The organism is Streptomyces mesophilus, assembly GCF_011044995.1.
GTDB classification, from domain to species: domain Bacteria; phylum Actinomycetota; class Actinomycetes; order Streptomycetales; family Streptomycetaceae; genus Streptomyces; species Streptomyces mesophilus.
On sequence record NZ_JAAKZW010000052.1, the window covers coordinates 1 to 18,627 of the forward strand.

Annotated in this window: 12 protein-coding genes and 1 tRNA gene; 7 read left to right on the forward strand and 6 right to left on the reverse strand. The window is 71.1% G+C overall.

Translation table 11 applies throughout. The annotated features are described in order from the left end of the window. Positions 1 to 78 precede the first annotated feature (78 nt). From G6045_RS15290 to G6045_RS15305, 4 genes are all read left to right on the forward strand, one after another. Positions 79 to 1,749, forward strand: a complete 1,671-nt coding sequence (locus G6045_RS15290) for an AMP-binding protein (protein ID WP_165332490.1) — start codon at positions 79 to 81, stop codon at positions 1,747 to 1,749. 73 nt (positions 1,750 to 1,822) lie between these two features. Continuing rightward, positions 1,823 to 1,896 (forward strand) — tRNA-Lys (locus G6045_RS15295). Between the two features lie 268 nt (positions 1,897 to 2,164). Further along, the gene (locus G6045_RS15300; protein WP_165332517.1) at positions 2,165 to 3,676 is read left to right on the forward strand and encodes an alkaline phosphatase D family protein; all 1,512 of its coding nucleotides are present in this window, start codon (positions 2,165 to 2,167) and stop codon (positions 3,674 to 3,676) included. Positions 3,677 to 3,778: 102 nt separating this feature from the next. Then, on the forward strand, positions 3,779 to 4,132 hold the full coding sequence (locus tag G6045_RS15305; protein WP_165332491.1) for a DUF4333 domain-containing protein: 354 nt from the start codon (positions 3,779 to 3,781) through the stop codon (positions 4,130 to 4,132). Between the two features lie 87 nt (positions 4,133 to 4,219). Here G6045_RS15305 and G6045_RS15310 read toward each other — a convergent pair whose 3' ends face one another. From G6045_RS15310 to G6045_RS15320, 3 genes are all read right to left on the reverse strand, one after another. Continuing rightward, the gene (locus G6045_RS15310; protein ID WP_165332492.1) at positions 4,220 to 4,708 is read right to left on the reverse strand and encodes a cupin domain-containing protein; all 489 of its coding nucleotides are present in this window, start codon (positions 4,706 to 4,708) and stop codon (positions 4,220 to 4,222) included. Positions 4,709 to 4,772: 64 nt separating this feature from the next. Beyond that, positions 4,773 to 6,959, reverse strand: coding sequence for a terpene synthase family protein (locus G6045_RS15315; protein WP_408056334.1), 2,187 nt, complete (start codon positions 6,957 to 6,959; stop codon positions 4,773 to 4,775). Then, positions 6,950 to 8,356 (reverse strand): family 2B encapsulin nanocompartment shell protein, encoded by a 1,407-nt coding sequence (locus G6045_RS15320; protein WP_165332494.1) that lies wholly within the window; start codon positions 8,354 to 8,356, stop codon positions 6,950 to 6,952. Before G6045_RS15320 ends, G6045_RS15315 begins: the two co-directional genes overlap by 10 nt. A gap of 274 nt (positions 8,357 to 8,630) precedes the next feature. On the opposite strand from G6045_RS15320, the gene G6045_RS15325 reads away from it, so the two are divergent. Continuing rightward, entirely contained in the window at positions 8,631 to 11,690 is a 3,060-nt protein-coding gene (locus tag G6045_RS15325; protein ID WP_328707786.1) for a BTAD domain-containing putative transcriptional regulator, read from the forward strand. On the opposite strand, the gene G6045_RS15330 is transcribed toward G6045_RS15325, so the two are convergent. The 3 genes from G6045_RS15330 to G6045_RS15340 form a co-directional block, all read right to left on the reverse strand. Further along, a complete protein-coding gene (locus tag G6045_RS15330) occupies positions 11,618 to 12,529 on the reverse strand; it encodes an ABC transporter permease (RefSeq protein ID WP_165332495.1) in 912 nt (303 codons plus the stop codon). The genes G6045_RS15325 and G6045_RS15330 overlap by 73 nt on opposite strands. Before the next feature lie 48 nt (positions 12,530 to 12,577). After that, positions 12,578 to 13,537 (reverse strand): ATP-binding cassette domain-containing protein, encoded by a 960-nt coding sequence (locus G6045_RS15335; protein WP_165332496.1) that lies wholly within the window; start codon positions 13,535 to 13,537, stop codon positions 12,578 to 12,580. Between the two features lie 234 nt (positions 13,538 to 13,771). Continuing rightward, positions 13,772 to 14,920, reverse strand: coding sequence for a M6 family metalloprotease domain-containing protein (locus G6045_RS15340; RefSeq protein ID WP_165332497.1), 1,149 nt, complete (start codon positions 14,918 to 14,920; stop codon positions 13,772 to 13,774). Between the two features lie 461 nt (positions 14,921 to 15,381). On the opposite strand from G6045_RS15340, the gene G6045_RS15345 reads away from it, so the two are divergent. After that, a complete protein-coding gene (locus G6045_RS15345) occupies positions 15,382 to 17,286 on the forward strand; it encodes a putative bifunctional diguanylate cyclase/phosphodiesterase (protein ID WP_165332498.1) in 1,905 nt (634 codons plus the stop codon). Positions 17,287 to 17,492: 206 nt separating this feature from the next. Then, the gene (locus tag G6045_RS15350) at positions 17,493 to 18,581 is read left to right on the forward strand and encodes an esterase/lipase family protein (RefSeq protein ID WP_165332499.1); all 1,089 of its coding nucleotides are present in this window, start codon (positions 17,493 to 17,495) and stop codon (positions 18,579 to 18,581) included. The last annotated feature ends 46 nt before the right edge of the window (positions 18,582 to 18,627 follow it).

An 18,627-nucleotide genomic window follows, 5' to 3' on the forward strand; every position in this document is an offset into this window, starting at 1 on the left:
GGTCGGGGGTCTGCGGATCAGGGGTCTTCGGGGCGGGGGCCTCCACATCTGACGCCCCGTCAATTATCGTGCCGCCCCATGGGCACCCAAGGCGCGACCGTCGCGGAACTCGTCCAGGCCCGCTGGGCCGACCACCGCCCCGGGCTCTGGTTCGAGGACGAGGTGTACAGCCACCATCAGGTCACCGCGGCCGCAGCCGCCCGGGCCGCGCTGCTCGCGGACCTGCTGCCGCGGGGCGCCGAAGCGCACGTGGCCGTCCTGCTCGACAACACCCCTGAGTTCCCGCGGTGGTTGAGTGCCGCCGCGCTCGCCGGGGCCGCCGTCGCCGGGATCAATCCGACGCGGCGCGGCGCCGAGCTGGCCCGCGACATCCTGCACACTGAGGCCCGGATCCTGATCACCGAGCGCGCCCACCTTCCGCTGCTCGACGGCCTGGAACTGCCGGGCGTACGCGTGCTCGTCACCGACACGGACGCGTACGCCGAGCTCCTGAAGCCGTACGAGGGTGCCAAGCCGGGCGAGCACACCGTCGGCGAGGGCGGACCCAGGTCGCGGATCCTGCTCTACTTCACCTCCGGCTCGACCGGTGCGCCCAAGGCCGCGATCTGTACGCAGGGGCGGCTCGCGGCGGCCGGGCAGTCACTGGTGCGGTTCCACGGGGTGCGGCTGGACGACGTGCACTACATCTGTATGCCGATGTTCCACGGGAACGCCGTGATCGCCGACTGGGCCCCGGCGCTCGCGGCCGGCGCGGGGGTGGCGCTGCGACGTCGCTTCTCCGCGTCGGCCTTCCTCTCCGACGTACGGAAATACCGCGCGACGTACTTCACGTACGTCGGCCGGGCCGTGCAGTACCTCCTGGCGACCGAGCCCGGCGACGACGACCGGGACAACCCGCTGCGGGTCGGGTTCGGGACCGAGGCGGGTGCGGTGGACGCGCGGCGGTTCGCCGAGCGGTTCGGCGTGAAACTCGTCGAGGGGTACGGGTCCTCCGAGGGCGGCGCCTCCATCCAGCGCACCGCCGACACCCCGCCCGGCGCGATCGGCCGGGCCACGCCCGGTGACGACCTGGCCGTGGTCGACCCCGCTTCGCGCGCCGAGTGCCCGCCCGCGCGCTTCGGGCCCGGCGGGCGACTGCTCAACGGGGACGAGGCGATCGGCGAGCTGGTCAACCGCGGCCGCAACCCCTTCGAGGGCTACTGGCGCAACCCCGAGGCGGATGCGGCGCGGGTGCGGGACGGCTGGTACTGGACCGGTGACCTCTTCTACCGGGACGCGGCGGGGTTCCTGTATTTCGCCGGCCGTACGGACGACCGGCTGCGCGTCGACAGCGAGAATCTGGCCGCCGCGATGATCGAGAACATCCTGGCCCGGTGGCCGGCCGCCTCCGCCGTGGCGGTCTACGCGGTGCCCGACCCGGTGGCGGGCGACCAGGTGATGGCGACGCTCGCGCTGTCCGCGGGGGCGGCCTCCTTCTCGCCCTCGGACTTCGCCCGCTTCCTCGCCGGGCAGTCCGACCTCGGCCCCAAGATGATCCCCACGTATCTGCGCATCGTCGACCGGATGCCGGTCACGGCCACGAACAAGGTCCACCGGGTGGCGCTGCGGCGCACCGGTTTCCGGTGCGCGGATCCGGTGTGGTGGCGCGCCGGGGCCTCCTCGGCGTACCGGCGCTTCTCGCCGGAGGATCTGGCGGGGCTGCTCGGGCGGTACCGGGAGCAGGGGCGGGAGGATCTGCTCGGGCGGTGACCTCGGCCCGATGATCCCGGCCCGGAAAATGGTCAGGACCACGCCTCCACACCGGGTACTATTTACGAGTCAAGCGCCGCTAGCTCAGTTGGTTAGAGCAGCTGACTCTTAATCAGCGGGTCCGGGGTTCGAGTCCCTGGCGGCGCACGCGAGACGAAGGCCCCTCACTCCGGTGGGGGGCCTTCGTCGTGCCCGGGAGTTACGCGACCGCACGGCCCCAACGCGCGTGCCCATGCGCCCCGTTCATCTGGCCCTCCGCGGGTGGCCACTCGCTTGGCGCTGACATGTCACGTACTCCCCGCAGGGTTTTCCCGGTTCGGTACGCCACGCGCCCGAGGAGGAACCCGTGCCCAGATCCCACGCCCCGACCCGACGCCAGATATTCGGGTACGGAGGGGCCGGAGCGGCCGCCCTCATGCTCGGTACCGGCCTGTGGAGCTCCGGCGCGGCCCACGCCGCACCCGCACTGACCGGGGACCCCTTCTCGCTCGGCGTCGCCTCGGGCGACCCGATGCCCGACGGGGTCGTGCTGTGGACGCGTCTCGCGCCCGACCCGTTCGCCGCCGACGGTCTCGGCGGCATGCCGGACAAACCGGTGCGCGTGCACTACGAGGTCGCCACCGACGAGCGGTTCCGCAAGGTGGTGCGCCGCGACAGCGTGGTCGCCACACCCGAACTCGCGCACTCCGTCCACCCCGAGGTGCACGGCCTCGCCCCCGATCGCGTGTACTTCTACCGCTTCCGCACCGGCACCGCGATCTCCCCGGTCGGTCGCACCCGCACCACTCCGCGCGCCTTCTCGATGCCGCGTGACCTGAAGTTCGCCTTCGCCTCCTGCCAGGCCTGGCAGGACGGCTACTTCACCGCGTACGACCACATGGCCGAGGAGGACCTCGACCTGGTGGTGCATCTCGGCGACTACCTCTACGAGTACGGGGTGCGGACCAACAAGCGCGGCGTCATCACCGACCCCAAGTTCCACACCGAGACCCTGGACCTGGCCCGCTACCGCCTCCAGTACGGCCTCTACAAGTCCGAGGCCCCGCTGCAGAAGGCGCACGCCCGCTTCCCGTGGATCATGACGTTCGACGACCACGAGGTGGACAACGACTGGGCCGGCTCCGTCTCCCAGGACGCGGGCGCGGATCCGGAGGTGTTCCTGAAGCGCCGCGCGGACGCCTTCCAGGCGCTCTACGAGCACGCGCCGCTGCGTCACACCCAGCTGCCCAAGGGCCCCGACGTGCGCATCCACCGCAGGCTCGGCTACGGCCGGCTCGCGGACTTCACCATGCTGGACACCCGTCAGTACCGCGACGACCAGCTCTGCGGCGGTGGCACCAGCGCCGACTGCGAGGGCCGCTTCGACGAAGGGCGCACGCTCCTCGGTGCCGAGCAGCGCGACTGGGTCCTCAAGGGCTTCTCGCGTTCGCCCGCACGCTGGCAGGTGCTCGGCAACCAGACCCCCATGGGCCAGACCGACCTGGACGAGGGGGAGGCCACCAACGTGTTCATGGACCCCTGGGACGGTTACGTGGCCGAGCGCAACCGCCTCCTCGCGGAGGCCCGAAACCGTGACGTGCGCAACCTCGTCGTCATCACCGGCGACCGCCACCAGAACTATGCGGTCGACCTCAAGAGCGACTTCACCGACCCTCGATCGGCCACGCTGGCGGCCGAGTTCGTCGGCACGTCGATCACGAGCGGCGGCGACGGCGCCGACATGACCGCGGAGGGCCAGCGGTTCCTCGCGGCCAACCCGCACATGAAGTTCTTCAACGCGCAACGCGGCTACGTCCGCATCCACGTCGACCGCAACCGCCTCACCAGCGACTTCCGCGTCCTCCCCTACGTCACCCGCCCTGGCGCACCGGTGACCACCAGAGCCACGGCGGTGGTGGAGGACCGGGTGCCGGGGGTGCAGATCTGACCTGGGCGCCCGCGCGCGTCCGGGAGCAGCCGCGGAAGCGGTCGCTCCGAACGCCGCATTCTGCCTGACTCGTCCCGCCACCTTCCTCGGACCGGAGTCCCCATGCCTGCAGCCCGGCTGCCCGCGGCCACTTGGCTTCTGACCGCCACGGCAGCCGTAATCGCGCTGGCCGGCTGCTCGGTGTCGGTCGAGGCCGGATCCGCTGCTCCGGAATTGTCGGCGCAGAAGCTTGCCGCCCTTGTCGCCGACAAGCTCGCCGCCACAACGGGACAGCCCAAGCCGGCTGTCGCCTGCCCCGAAGACCTGGCCGGCAAGGTCGGCACCACGACCCGGTGCCAGCTCACCGCGAGCGACGGCAGCAGCCTCGGGGTCGCGGTGAGAGTGACCTCGGTCGACGGAGACCAGATCAAGTTCGACATCAAGGCCGACGAAACAGCCTCACCGGCCTCGAACTGACGCCGACTGCCGAGGAGTTCCGGTTCGATACCGCCGAGCCGTGACGCGGCCAGCTGTGCGTCGGCGCGTCGTGGAGTGGCCGGTCGGTCAGCAGTCCGGGTCCGGGGCGTCCATCGACAGGGGGCTTCCCTCCGGGAGGAGATACGTCACGTAGAGGACGACCGGTGTCGTGCCCAGGTTGCGGCCGATGTGGACGTCCTTGCTGCCGCCCGGCTCCACGAAGGAGCCGCCCGCGGGGGTGGTCTCGACCGAGCAGTCGCCGAGGGTGCGGGTGAGGGTGCCCGCCTGGACCACGGCGAGCACCTGGCCGGGGTGGTAGTGCCAGCCGGTGGAGCCGCCGGGGGCGATCGTGATCGTGCGGAACGTGACGTCGGTGCGCCCCTTGGCCTTGATGCGCAGGGTGTCCTGCGAGGTGCCCTTGGCCAGGATCGTGCCGGTGACCCCGCTGCCGGGTGTCGCCCCCGCCGCGGACGGCAGCAGAGCGAGCCCGGTCACGGTGGCGACGGCCGCGGCGGCCCGGTACAGGCGGGTGCGGCGGCCGGACTTGCGTGCGCAGCGCTGAGCGGTGTCGGACATGGTGTGGGTCCCTCCCCTGTGGATCAGTACGGCCCAACCGTACTGATCCACAAAGGAGTTGCGCTCACCCGGCCATCGAGAACACCCTCGCCGCCGACGTCCCCAGCCCGGTCAGGGGCGGCAGCGGTCCGTGGCTGAGGTCCTGCGGGCGGTAACGCCGTACGCCCTCATGCCAGTTGAGGATGCCGGTCATCCAGTTCTCCAGCTCCTTCACGTACCCGTCGAGCACCCCGCGGGCCGCCGAATCCAGCGCGAAGTCCTCGTACAGGACGGGGAGTTCGCAGGCGGCGATGTGCTGGAACTGCGCGAGCCGCGAATGCAGCAGATCCGCCACGATCGCACCCGCCTGGTCGCGCGTGCAGCCGAAGAAGGTCTGCACGACCAGCACGGCGTTGTGCAGCTCCCCCTCGTACTCGATCTCCTTCCGGTACGAGAACAGATCGTTGAGCAGCCCCGCCGTATCGGCCGCCGAGCTCTCCAGGGCGCGCAGCGTGCCGCTCGCGTACACCTCGGGCGGCACCGACTTGCCGTGGCCGATACGGCACAGGCTCATGGTGAAGTCAGCGCCGAAGGTCTGCCGCCGCATCTCGACGTAGTCGACCGGGTCGGGGATCCGGTGCTGCGCCTGGTTGGCGAGCTCCCAGAGCCAGCTGTCGAGCATCTCCGTGATCGCCCGCCGGAAGTCCGTACGGGCGGCCGGCGTCATCGGACCCGCGCTGCGCCGCCACAGATCGTCGAGCCCGCGCTCGAGAGCCGTCGCCGGCGGTGGCGAGGCACCCAGGTCGACCGGCACGAACAGCCGCAGCCGCTCGACGCAGGCCCGTGCGCTCACCAGATCGCGCGTGCGTCCGTAGATCACCGGGAACAGGTCGTCCCCGTACGTCCCCCAGGCCAGCCACTGCGTCGTGAGGTCCAACTGCTCGACGGGCGCGTCCGGATGGATCCCGGCCGCGCACAGCGCCAGGTCGTACCCGGCGAGCTTGCGCTCGTCCCAGACGTCCGAACCGGGCACGCCCGGCTGCGGCTCCAGGATCCCCATCTCCCGTGCCCACGTGATGACATGCGCGCGGGAGGCGTCGAGATGCGGGCTCAGCGTGAGCGGGAAGGGGATGCGGATCTCGGGCACCCTCCAGGTGCCGACCGGCTGATAAGGCACGTGGGTGTGGCTGCGCACACGGGAAGCGCCGGTCGCCGCGAGGAGGTCCTTGAGGGACAGGGCGCCCATGCCGAGCGGCGCCGAACTCCCGCTCACCGCACCCTCGTTCATATAGCGGCTGGAGCGCATGTGCCACTCATGGCCGCCCGACTGCCAGTCCTGCAGCCCCTTCACATACGCGGCCACCGCAGCGCACTCGTCGGGCCGCAGCCCCTTCTCCAGGAACAGCGGCGCCAGCTCGGTCAGGGCGGTGTTCTCGAACTGCTGCATCCGCGAGGTGATCAGCTCGTTGACCGCGTCCGCCGCCTCCTGCGTCGTACAGCCGAGGAAGGTCTCCAGGACGAGGACGCCGTTGCTGAGCTCGCCCTCCTCCTCGATCTCCCGCTGGTACGAGAAGAGGTCGTTGCGCAGGTGCACCGCGTCCGAGAACGTGTCCATGAGGACGCGCAGGGGACGGGAGGCCGCCACCGACGCCGGCACCTCGGCCGTCACGTACTCCACGAGCTGGGCCGACCAAGGCGCGCCGCCGACCTTGCGGCGCATCTCGATGTACTCGACCGGATTGGCGATCCGGCCCTCGTTGATGTTGTAGAGCTCCCAGAGCGACTCGTTGAGGAGGTTGCGGGTGCTCGTAGCGAGACGTTCCCGCCAGTCGGCGGACATGTGCGGGACGGTCCGCTTCCACAGATCCGCGAGCCCCGCCTCCACCGGGTTCTCCGGCTCGGGCATCCCGGCGGACAGGTCCAGCGGCATGAAGGCCGGGAGCCGGTCCAGGTACGCCTTGCCGCCGTGCCGGTCGAGGGTCTTCTTGAACAGCTTCAGGAAGTGGTCGTCGAAGAAGAAGACCCACACGTACCACTCGGTGACCAGCGTCAACTGCTCGGCCGTGCAGTCGGGATGGGTGTACGCGCACAGCAGCGCGTAGTCGTGCGCGGCGAGGTCGTCCGCGCCCCACACCCCCGAACCCTCCAGCATCCCCATGCCGCGCGCCCAGGCCGTGGACTCCTCCCGGGCCCGCGCGGTGTGCGGGCTGAGCCGCGCGGGGTAGGGGAGATAGCAGGCCGGCAGCGCGAAGGGCTGCGTGCTCAACGCCACCGTCCGATCTCGACGTTCTCCAGGACGCCGAGCGCGTCCGGCACGAGCACGGCCGCCGAGTAGTACGCGGTGACCAGGTAGGACATGATCGCCTGCTCGTTGATGCCCATGAAGCGCACGGAGAGGCTCGGCTCGATCTCGTCGGGGATGCCGGCCTGCCGCAGCCCGATGACGCCCGCCTCGTCCTCGCCCGTACGCATGCACAGGATCGAGGTCGTACGGTCCTCGCTGATCGGGATCTTGTTGCACGGCAGAATCGGTACGCCACGCCAGCCGGGCACCTGGTGGCCGTCGAACATCACCGGCTCCGGGTAGAGCCCTCGCTTGTTGCACTCGCGGCCGAACGCGGCGATCGCGCGCGGGTGGGCGAGGAACAGCTTCGAACCCCGGCGGCGGCTCAGGAGCTCGTCCATGTCGTCGGGGCTGGGCACACCGTCGTGCGGCTGGAGGCGCTGCTCGTACTCGCAGTTGGCGAGCAGACCGAACTCGCGGTTGTTGACCAGCTCGTGCTCCTGGCGCTCCTTCAGCGCCTCGACCGTGAGCCGCAGCTGCTGCTCGGTCTGGTTCATCGGCTGGTTGTAGAGGTCCGCGACGCGGGTGTGGATGCGCAACACGGTCTGCGCGACGCTCAGTTCGTACTCGCGCGGCGAGGCGTCGTAGTCGACGAAGGTGCTGGGGATCTCCGCCTCGCCGACGTGGCCGGCCGAGAGGTCGATCTCCTTCTCGCCGTACTTGTTGGTGCGCTGGCTGGGCATCTCCCGCAGCGTGTCCAGATGCTTGCGCAGCGCGGGGGTCCGTTCGACGACCTGCTGGAAGGAGCCGAGCGGCAGCGCGAGCACGGTGCAGGTGGTCACCGCGCGCACCGAGAACTCCCACATCGCGTTCGCGTCGACGAGACCGTCCTCGCCGAAGTACGCGCCGTTGCCCACCACCCCGAGTTCGGCGTCCTCGCCGTAGGGGCCCGAGCCGACCTTCTCGGCGCGGCCGTGGGCGAGCAGGAACACCGTGTCGAGAGGGCTGCCGAAGTGCGCGAGCACCTCACCCGGCGCGAACTCCCGCTGCTCGCAACGGCGGGCCAGCTCGGTGAGCACGTCGATGTCCTCGAACTCCCGCAGCGGCGGCAGTTCACCCAGCTCGGCGGGGATCACCTCGACGCGCTCGCCGGTCTTCACAAAGGTGACGCGTCCATCGCCGACGGAGTAGCTCAGGCGCCGGTTCACCCGGTAGGCACCGCCCTGCACCTGCACCCACGGCAGCGCCCGCAGGAGCCAGCGCGAGCTGATCTCCTGCATCTGCGGGGTGGACTTGGTCGTCGTGGCCAGATTCCGCGCCGCCGCCGTACCCAGGCTCTGCTGCGGCCGGGCCTCGGCTGTGCGGATCTCTTCGCCTACGGACATGTGTGTGCCTCCAGTCGGTACTGCTGTGCGTCACTGACGCGGTGATCACCTTGTAGCACGGACTGTGATCACCCGATTACGCATACGGAGGCCGAGGGGTCTCCCCGTACGAATGAGGAGGTGACAGGGCGCCGGGAGGGGGAGGCGCCGGGGCGCATTTTCGGCTGCCGCGCGCCCCTCACTGAACCGAACAGGCCTTTACCCAGGACCTCGACTGGGTGATTCTTAGCCCGCGTTGAGCGCGACGCTCGAACAAGGGAAGGCCGGGGGAGTCGTGGCACTGAAAGTGGACCTGCTGGGTCCGGTGGGGGCCGGCAGCGGGTCGGAACCCGTCGAGATCGGCGGCGTACGGCTGCGGATGCTCCTGGCCCGCCTCGCCCTCGAAGGCGGGCGGCCCGTCAGTGCGGACGGTCTGGTCGACGGACTGTGGGGCGAACAGTCGCCCGCCGATGCCGCCAACGCCCTGCAGGCACTGGTCTCCCGCCTCCGCAAGTCGCTGCGCGGCCACGCGGCCGTCGAGTCGGTCGGGGGCGGCTACCGCCTCGACGTGAGGGAAGCGGACGTGGACGCACACCGCTTTGAGCAGCTCGCGGGGGCGGGGCGGCGCGCTCTCGCCGCGGGCCGCAGCGCCGAGGCGGCGCACAAGCTGGGTACCGCGCTCGCCCTGTGGCGCGGACCGGCGCTCGCCGACGTGCTCGACGCGCCCTTCGCCGCACCCGTCGCCACCCGCCTCGACGATCTGCGGGCCGCCGCCGTCGAGGACCGCTTCGACGCGGAGATACGGGAAGGGCGCTCCGCGGACGTGCTCGCCGACCTCGAAGCCGCCGGCGCACAGCACCCGTTGAGCGAACGGATCGCCGGGCTGCGGATGCGCGCGCTCGCCGCCGTGGGTCGGCAGTCGGACGCGCTCGCTGCGTACGAGGAGCTCAGGACCCGGCTCGGCGACGAACTCGGCGTGGATCCCTCCGCGGACGTGAAGGACGTTCATCTCGCGCTTCTGCGCGGGGAGTTGGAACGCCACCCGGTCAAAGCGGCCGCCGTGAGCCCGCTGCCCGCCCGTCTCACCACCTTCGTCGGCCGCGACGGCGAACTCGCCCGACTCGGCGCCCTGATGACCGCATCCCGTCTGGTCACCCTCGTCGGCCCCGGCGGCGCGGGCAAGACCCGGCTCTCGCTCGAGGCCGCCACCCGCGACCCCGCCCACGACCGCGGCCGGCTCCACTACGTACCGCTGGCCGGCGTCAGCGACCCCGGACAGCTCGCGGACGCCGTGCTCGGCGCGATCGGGGCCACGGACGCCGGTCTGTACGAGGGCGGCGGCCCCGGACGGACAAGCCCGGTCGACCGGCTCGCCGGGCTGCTCGGTAGCGGCGACACCCTGCTCATGCTCGACAACTGCGAGCACCTGGTGGAGGCGGCCGCCGAGTTCGCCGACCAACTCCTCGGGCGCCTGCCGGAGTTGCGCATCCTCGCCACCAGCCGCGAACCGCTCGCCATCACCGGCGAAGCGCTCTTCCACCTCGGCCCGCTCGATCTGCCGCACGGCGAGCCCGAGCCGGAGGAAGCGCTTCGGACCGCGGCCGTACGGCTCTTCGTCGACCGGGCGGTGGGCGTACGGCAGGACTTCGTGCTCGACGACTCCACCCTCGACGCCGTCCTGCGCATCTGCCGCGGGCTCGACGGGATGCCGCTCGCGCTCGAACTCGCCGCGGTCAAACTCCGTTCCATGAACGTCGAGCAGATCGCCCGCCGCCTCGACGACCGCTTCCGGCTCCTGTCGTCCGGCAGCCGCACCGCCCTGCCCCGGCAGCGCACCCTGCTCGCCCTGGTCGAGTGGAGCTGGGACCTGCTCGACGAGGGCGAACGCACCCTTGCCCGGCGCCTGTCCGCGTTCCCCGGCGGCGCCACCCTCGACGCGCTCGAAGTCGTCTGCGCCGATGACCAGTTGCCCGCCGACGACATCCTTTATGTCGTCGGCGCCCTGATCGAGAAGTCCCTCGTGGAAGAGAACGACGAGGGCCGCTACCGGATGCTGGAGACCGTCCGCGCCTACGCGGGCCGCAGGCTCGCCGAGTCCGCCGAGGAGAGCGCGGCGGTCCGCGCCCGCCTCACCTCGTACTACCTGCGACTGGCCGAGGAACACGAGCCGTTGCTGCGCACCCGGGACCAGCTGCGCGCCATCGCGGTCTTCGACGCCGAACACGACAACCTCGGCTACGCCCTGAAACTCCTCACCGACTCCGGCGACCACGAAGCTGCCGGACGCTTCGGCTCGGCGATGTTCTGGTACTGGGGCATCCGCGGCATGAGCAGCCGCCTGCCCGGAACACCGGACACCCCCGGAGCCAGCGCCATCGCCCGCGAGTTCCACCCCGCGGCCCAGCTCCTGCAGATGGCCCGGGCCGTGTTCACCGAGGACCCGTCGCGGTCCGCGGGGCTCGACGAGCTGATGCGGTCACCCGATCCCTGGATACGGGCCGGAGCCCACCTCGCCCACGACTTCGCGCTCACCGAACAGGGCGACCTGGAGAGCGGCAAGGAGTCACGGGCCGAGGCACTGCGCGGCTTCGAGCAGGTCGGCGACCGCTGGGGCATCGTGCTCGCGCTGCTGCCCGTCGGCACGGCGCACTCCCTGCGCGCGCAGTACCCGCAGGCCATCGCCACCTGGGAGCGCGCGGTCGCGCTGTCCTCCGAACTCGGCACCGAGGACTATCTCTATCTGAGCAAGGCCCGGCTCGCCCGCGAGCGGCGCCGCAGCGGCGATATCGAGGGCGCCTTCCGCGATCTGCACGCCGCCCACCGCCAGGCCCGCGAACGCGGACAGCTGCGCCTGGAGGCCAACATCCTGGTGGGCCTTGCCAACGCCCACCGCAGGGCCGGAGACCTCGCGCAGTCCGACGCGACCCTCGACCGCCTCGATGCGCTCGGCAACCGCCGCCCCCAACTGCGCGAACTGGCACGGGACCTGATCGTCTCCACCCGTATCGAGAACCGCCTCGCCGCCGGTGACGCCCGCGCCGCCCGGGCCCTGCTCCCCGAAGCGGCCGGCGCACTCTTCGGCCAAGGTGCCGGCGCCGCACTCGCCTGGGTGGCCGAACTCCTCGGCGGACTGCTGCCGTTGGAGGGCGCGCCCGCCGACGGCGCGATGGCACTCGGCATGAGCCAGGTGATGCGCGGGGCTTTCGACTGGGGCGAGCCCGAGTGGTGCGAGCTGGTCGACCGCCTCAAGGGGGTCATCGGCGAGAGCGGCTTCCAGGAGGCTTACGACAAGGGGGCCGCGTATTCGCGCCAGGACGCGCTGCGGTGGCTGGAGGAACGGGCACTGGGCACCTGAACAGCCGGGCGGGGCCCGCTCTTGCGGTAGGCGCGCATGGCCAGCGGGAAGAAGACCGCGACCACGGCGGCCATCCAGATGAGGCTGCCGTACAGGCCGTGGGCGACGGGGCCGCCGTTGAGGAGGCCGCGGACCGCTTCGGCCACCAGGGAGACGGGGTTGACGTCCGACCAGGCCTGCAGCCAGCCGGCCATCTCCGTCTCCTTCATGAAGACGTTGCTCGCGAAGGTGAGCGGCAGGATCAGGATGGTCATCAGGCCTTGTACGGAGGTCGGGTTCTTGATCAGCATGCCGAGGTAGACCGACATCCAGGAGAAGGCGAGTGCGAACCCGATGAGCAGGGCACTCGCGCCGAGCCAGGCGACCGGGTTGGTGCCGAAGCGGTAGCCCATGACCAGGGCGAGGACGACCAGGGTGACCAGGCAGGCGACGTACCGCACGATGTCGGCGAGTACCGCGCCGATCAACGGGGCCGAGCGGGCGATCGGCATGGAGCGGAACCGGTCGAAGATTCCGGTGCTCGCATCGGCGGCGAGCGAGGCACCGATGCCGACGCTGGCCTGGAAGACGGCCATCACCATGACTCCTGGTACGACCAGTTCGATGTAGGCGTCGGTGTTCCCACCCCCCATCGCCTCACCGAAGAGGTAGACGAACATCAACAGGCTGATGATCGGCGTGAGGATCACATCGACCAGCTGGATAGGCGACTTCATGAACTTCATGAACCCGCGGCCCGCGAGGGCGAGGCTGTGCGAGACGGTCTGCGCGAAGGTGATCCGGCCGGTGAGCTCGACGGTGGGGGCGGCGACGGGGGCGGCGATGGTCTGGGCGCTCATGACGGGGTCCTCTCGGGAAATGCCGTACAGGTAACGGGAGTTCGGGAATCAGGCCGCGGCGGGCTCGGTGTCCTTGACGGTCGGGGTGTGGCCGGTCAGGGCGAGGAAGACCTCGTCCAGGCTCGGCAGCCGAAGGCCCAGTTCATCGGCGGTGATGCCGGCGCCGTCGAGCCGGCGGGCGACCGCGGCGACGAGCAGCGGGTCGTCGACCGGGACGGTGAGCACACCCGAGTCCTCGGCGGGGGAGTGCCCGGACAGTTCGGCGAGCATCTGCGAGACCAGCGGTACGTCGGTTGCCACGGTCGGCCTGACCTGGAGGACCTGTCCGCCGACCCGGCGCTTGAGCTCACCCGGCCGGCCCTCGGCGACCTTGCGGCCCTTGTCGAAGACGGTGATCGAGTCGGCCAGCTGGTCGGCCTCCTCCAGGTACTGCGTGGTGAGCAGCACCGTCGAGCCGTCGGCGACCAAGTTCCGTACGACCTCCCAGACTTCTTGCCGTGCGTGCGGGTCGAGACCGGTGGTCGGCTCGTCCAGGAAGAGCACCCGGGGCCGGCCGACCAGACTCGCGGCCAGGTCGAGCCGCCGGCGCATACCGCCGGAGAAGGTGGCGATCGGCTTGCGGGCCGCGTCCGTCAGGGAGAACTGCTCGAGCAGCTGGACCGCGCGGCCCTTCGCGTCCCGGCGGGACAGACCGAGCAGCCGGCCGATCAGGACGAGGTTCTCGGTGCCGGTCAGGGTCTCGTCCACCGAGGCGAACTGCCCGGTGAGGCCGATCAACTGCCGTACCTTCACGGCGTCCTTGACGATGTCGTGGCCGCCGATGGTTGCGTGCCCGGCATCGGGGCGCATCAGCGTGGCGAGGATGCGCACGGTGGTGGTCTTGCCGGCGCCGTTGGGACCGAGCACCCCGACGACCTTGCCGGCCGGAACCTCCAGGTCCACCCCGTCCAGGGCGGTGAAGTCCCCGTACTTCTTGACCAGACCCTCGGCCCGGATCGCGTACGACATGGTGGTCAACTCCTCGGTGATGGCTTGCCGTTCTCGATGGGCAAGACACTGCCGGGGAGCCCTGACAGCGGGCGGACAGGACGCTGACAGGGCTGACACGTGACCTGACAGGGCGGTGCGCGGCTGTCAGTGCAGGCCGGACGGTCGGCCCGGGGCGATGTCAGTGGGCGCCGATAGCCTGGAAAGGGGCTCGGCCCCCGGGCGGGAGGGGACTGCCCAGTCGAAGGGCGGCCGTCAGGGCGTGACCTTCACCGTCCACGATCCCGAAGGCGAGCGCCCCACCACCTGGATGCGGGTCCGCTCGCCGGGGACCTTGTAGGTCTCGCCGACCTGCACCGGGGCGTCCGCGAGCGGCGGGTACACCGAGGCGTCCCAGCACGCCTCCGACTCCGGGTGTGCGTCGAGCACTTGGATCGGTCCGCCGCCGGACTCGGTCTCATTGCGTACGCGGTAGACCAGGACGCCCTCGGTGCAGGTCTGGTGGTCGTTACCGGCCGAGCCGCGCGCCTCGATCGCGAGCACGCTGCCCCGCCCGGTGCGCACCACCGCCAAGCGCTTGCCGCCCGCCTGGCCGCGCACCGCGGGCGCGGCCAGCGGGTCCAGGGTGAACGGGGCGGACGCGGTGCCCTGCACACAGGTCACCTGATGGGGTTCGAGCCAGCCCAGCTTCCACTTGTGCCAGCCGAACAGATCGGGCGAGAGCCCGAACTGGCTGCCCATGACGTCCCAGTCGCCGACATGCGTGTCCCAGTCGCCCTTGCCGTCGCGCGGGCGGTGGTAGAGGTCCGGCAGGTCGAAGACATGGCCGGTCTCATGCGCGAGCACATTGCGGTCCGGCGGATGCTGCTCGAAGACCGTGACGATACGGCGGACATCGGTGCCGTCGGCCCGCAGCGGCTCGTCGAAGTTGACGACCTTCGTGGCGTCCGAGTCCACACCGGGGGCATCGGGATCGGCCACGAAGTAGACGATGTCGTACGCGCCGAAGTCCACCACCGGATCGGCCACCGACAGCGCGTCCTTGAGATACATGCTGCGCTTGTCCGCGTCCCAGTCCCGCGCTATTCCGTACGCGGTGGAGGCCTGCGGCATCTCGATCCACTCGGTGCGCGGATGGGGGCGCAGCTGGAACCGGCCGTATGACGCGCGCTCGAAGAACCGGCTGGTCGAGGGGAAGTAGTCGGCCGTCAGCTCTTTGGGTGTGGCCAGCGGGCCGGCGTCCGGGAAGGACAGGAAGACCATCACCGCGTCGAGCTTCTGGACGGGGCGCGGATAGGAGGCGTTCCAGGTGTCCAGGCCCTCCGAGTGATGTGCGGCCGTGCGCTCCAGGGCGCAGGGGCCCGCGACCGGCTCGGCCACGGCGGGACCCGCGACCAAGGACATGGAGGCGAACGCCGCGAGAGAGGTGAAAGCCGCTGCGGCACTGCGCGCCCGGTCCCCCTCACGAGGCAGACCCCACGGGGGGAGCTGACGCGGCACGTAGACCTCCGGATGCGGACGGCGGAACACCTCCCTCAGCCTGTGGTGGTTTGTTGAAGTTCGCCCTGTTTGGGTGACCCGGTCGAGTGAGTAAGGGACATGCCCGGCGCTCACGGAAAGTCACAAGCGGAAGCTGGTTGATCGGGGATGTGAAGGTCCTCGAAACGATCCGGGCCAGGACTGTGCAGAAACGATCTGGCAGTAACGGCCGCATGAGACAAGGGAGTCCGGAAGTAACCCCTGAGGGGGGTCGCGGCCGCGACGGAAGTGGAATGGCGCTCCGGCCAGCCTCTATGATCGGCACACTTTCCGGCCGACCCGACCAGATCAGACCTGAACACGACAAGTGCCTGCGGGAGCGAGCGGTGAGCGGAACGTCCGAAGGGCCGGCGCCCACGGCGGGCTCGACCCCCGATGACGCCCGGTCTGCGATCACGGAGCGTCACACCACCTCGGTGCTCGCGGCGGGCGGCACAGGTGTGCCGGTGGAGCGCGGCGCCGGTGACCCCCTCGTCGGCCGCAGTGCGGCCGAGCTGAGGGACTACCGGGCGGCGTTCCACGCCGCCCACTTCGCCATGGCCGTCGTCGACCACGACGGCTTCGTCACCTCCGCCAACGAGGCGCTCGGCACGCTGCTCGGCGCCCCGGCCGCCGACCTGGCCGGACAGGTCGCCGCCGACCTGGTCGACCTGGCCTCCGACGCCCGCACCTGGCACGCGTACCGCGAAGTGCTGCGCGGCCGGCAGGCCAGACTGCGCTGCACCCGCCGCCTCAAGCACCCCGACGGCCATGCGCTGTGGGCCCAGATCACCGTCGCCCCCGTGCCCGGCACGGCCACGGTGCTGCTCGCGCTCGCCGACGTCAGCGCCCGCCGCGAGCTCCAGGCCCAGCTGCGCCACCTGCAGATGTACGACGCGGTGACCCGGCTGCCCAACCGCACCCTGTTCTTCGAGCGGCTCTCCGGCGCGCTGGAATCCGCCTCGTACGACGACGGCGGCACCGGCCGGATCGGCCTGTGCTACCTGGACGTCGACGGCTTCAAGGCCGTCAACGACACCCTCGGCCACCGCATCGGCGACCGGCTCCTCGCGGCGGTCGCGGGACGGCTCACCCAGTGCGCCGACCAGGTCGCGTACGACCGCTGGAAGCACGGGCACGCGGTGCCGCTCGTGGCGCGGCTCGGCGGTGACGAGTTCGCGCTCCTGGTCGAGGACTCGACGGGTACGGAGCAGCTCGCGGACCTTGCGGAATCGGTTCTGAAATCGCTCCAGGAACCCTTCGACCTCGGCGGTCAGCGGCTGTCCGTCTCCGCGTCGATCGGCGTCGTCGAACGCCGGGCGGCCGGCACCACCGCCACGCATCTGATGCAGGCCGCGGACACGACGCTGTACTGGGCGAAGGCCGACGGCAAGGCTCGCTGGACGCTCTTCGACCCCGAGCGCAACGCACACCGTATGACCCGCCAGGCGCTGTCATCGACGCTGCGTCCGGCCGTCGAGCGGGGCGAATTCGCCCTGGAGTACCAGCCGTTGGTGGGGCTCGACGACGGCGGGGTCCGTGGTGTCGAGGCCCTGGTGCGCTGGAACCATCCGCAGTTCGGCACCTTGACGCCGAATCGGTTCATCACACTCGCCGAGGAGGACGGCTCGATCGTCCAGCTCGGCCGCTGGGTGCTGCGGACGGCCTGCGCCCAGGCGCGGCGCTGGCAGCTCGAGCATCCGTCCGTCCCGCCCGTGTTCGTCTCGGTCAATGTGGCGGTACGGCAGGTCTGGGACTCCGACCTCGTGGCGGACGTCGCCACGATCCTCGCCGAGACGGGTCTCGCCCCCGAACTGCTGCAGCTGGAGCTCACGGAGTCGGCGGTCATGGGCTCGGCGGGCCGCCCGCTGCAGGCCTTGCAGTCGCTGTCCGACATGGGCGTACGGATCGCGATCGACGACTTCGGCACGGGCTACTCGAACCTGGCGTACCTCAGCCGGCTGCCGGTCTCCGTCTTGAAGCTGGACGGGTCCTTCGTCCGCGGATTCCAGTACGAGGACGGCGACAGCCACGCGAATCCGGCCGACGCGACGATCGTCGAGGCCCTGGTGCGGCTCGCGCACCGGCTCGGTCTGACGGTCACGGCCGAGTGCGTGGAGACCGCGCTGCAGGCGGACCGGCTGCGCTCGATCGGCTGCGACACGGGCCAGGGCTGGCACTACTCACGGGCGGTGCCGCCCGACGGCATCTCCGCCCTCCTGAAGGCGACCGCGGACCGGGCATCCGCCTGACCGGGACGCACCGGCCGGGCGGCAGCGGACGACCTGGGACGCACCGGCCGGGCGGCAGCGGACGACTGGTGCGCCGGATGGGCGGCAGCGGACGAGGTGCGCCGGATGGGCGCCGCCAGGCCGCCGGTTGGCTCTCCCGGCGGGCGTCACGGTGACCGCGCGGAGAGATTCGGCAGCAAGATCCGGATCTCTGCGAAAGGCCCCCCGTGCGCGTCAGAACCTCCGCCCGCTGTGCCCTCACCGCCGCCACCGCGGTCCTCGCCGCCCTGATGTCGGCCCACGGCGCCGGTGCGGCCGTGCCCGAGCCCGACCCGGCCGTGCCCCGCTTCCGGCAGTTCGGGCCCGCGTTCGCGTACGCGGCGCTGAACCCGGACGCCTACCCGCCGGACGTCAACGACTGGAGCTGCAAGCCGAGTGCCGCACATCCGCGGCCGGTCGTCCTGGTGCACGGCACCGCCGCCAACTCCCTGTCCAGCTGGAGCGCGCTCGCACCGGCCCTGCGCAAGGAGGGCTACTGCGTCTACGCGAAGCACATCGGCGGCAAGCCCCGTAGCCCCTTGCAGGCGATGGAGGCGGTGGCCAAGAGCTCCAAGGCGCTTGCCGCCTTCGTCGACGAGGTCCTGGCGAAGACCGGCACGAAGCAGGTCGACATGGTCGGCTACTCGCAGGGCGGCGGGGTGCTCCCGCGTTACTACCTGAAGTACGACGGCGGCGCCGACGCCACCGACCCGGCCCGCAACAAGGTCGGCAAGCTGATCGGCATCTCGCCGAGCAACCACGGCACCTCGGCCACCGGCATCGCGACCCTCGGCCGGCTGCTCAACCTGATCGCTCCCGTCGGGAAGCTGCTCGGGCAGGCCGTCCCCGACCAGCTGGAGTGCTCGGACGTGCACGCCCGGCTCGACGAGGGCGGCGACACCCTGCCGGGCATCTCGTACACCACCGTGGCGACCGTCGTGGACAACATCGTGACCCCGCACACGAACCAGTTCCTGCGGGAGAAGGCCGCCCCCGACGCGCCGCTCAACCAGGGCCGGGAGCGGTGCGGGGTGAAGAAGATGCCGCCGCTCGCGCCGCCCGTCCTGTCCCGGCCCAAGGACGGCATCGTCGCCCCCGCCGCCGGCTCGCAGATCACCAACATCCTGCTCCAGGACGTCTGCCCGATCGACCGCTCGGGTCATCTGCGGCACCCCTACTCGCCCACCACCATCCGCCTGACCCTCAACGCTCTCGACCCGGCCCACGCCGAGCCGGCTCCGTGCCGGCCCGTGCCGTTCGTGCCGCTGCTCGGCTGACACGGCGTGGCGCGGGGTGGGCGGACGATCGGCTCGCCCCGCGCCT

What these genes read in the sequence shown, in the direction of transcription:
- G6045_RS15290 (WP_165332490.1), top strand. Translation starts at nt 79, where the DNA reads ATGGGCACCCAAGGCGCGACCGTCGCGGAACTCGTCCAGGCCCGCTGG.
- G6045_RS15300 (WP_165332517.1), top strand. Translation starts at nt 2,165, where the DNA reads ATGCTCGGTACCGGCCTGTGGAGCTCCGGCGCGGCCCACGCCGCACCC.
- G6045_RS15305 (WP_165332491.1), top strand. Translation starts at nt 3,779, where the DNA reads ATGCCTGCAGCCCGGCTGCCCGCGGCCACTTGGCTTCTGACCGCCACG.
- G6045_RS15310 (WP_165332492.1), bottom strand. Translation starts at nt 4,708, where the DNA reads ATGTCCGACACCGCTCAGCGCTGCGCACGCAAGTCCGGCCGCCGCACC.
- G6045_RS15320 (WP_165332494.1), bottom strand. Translation starts at nt 8,356, where the DNA reads ATGTCCGTAGGCGAAGAGATCCGCACAGCCGAGGCCCGGCCGCAGCAG.
- G6045_RS15330 (WP_165332495.1), bottom strand. Translation starts at nt 12,529, where the DNA reads ATGAGCGCCCAGACCATCGCCGCCCCCGTCGCCGCCCCCACCGTCGAG.
- G6045_RS15335 (WP_165332496.1), bottom strand. Translation starts at nt 13,537, where the DNA reads ATGTCGTACGCGATCCGGGCCGAGGGTCTGGTCAAGAAGTACGGGGAC.
- G6045_RS15340 (WP_165332497.1), bottom strand. Translation starts at nt 14,920, where the DNA reads ATGTCCTTGGTCGCGGGTCCCGCCGTGGCCGAGCCGGTCGCGGGCCCC.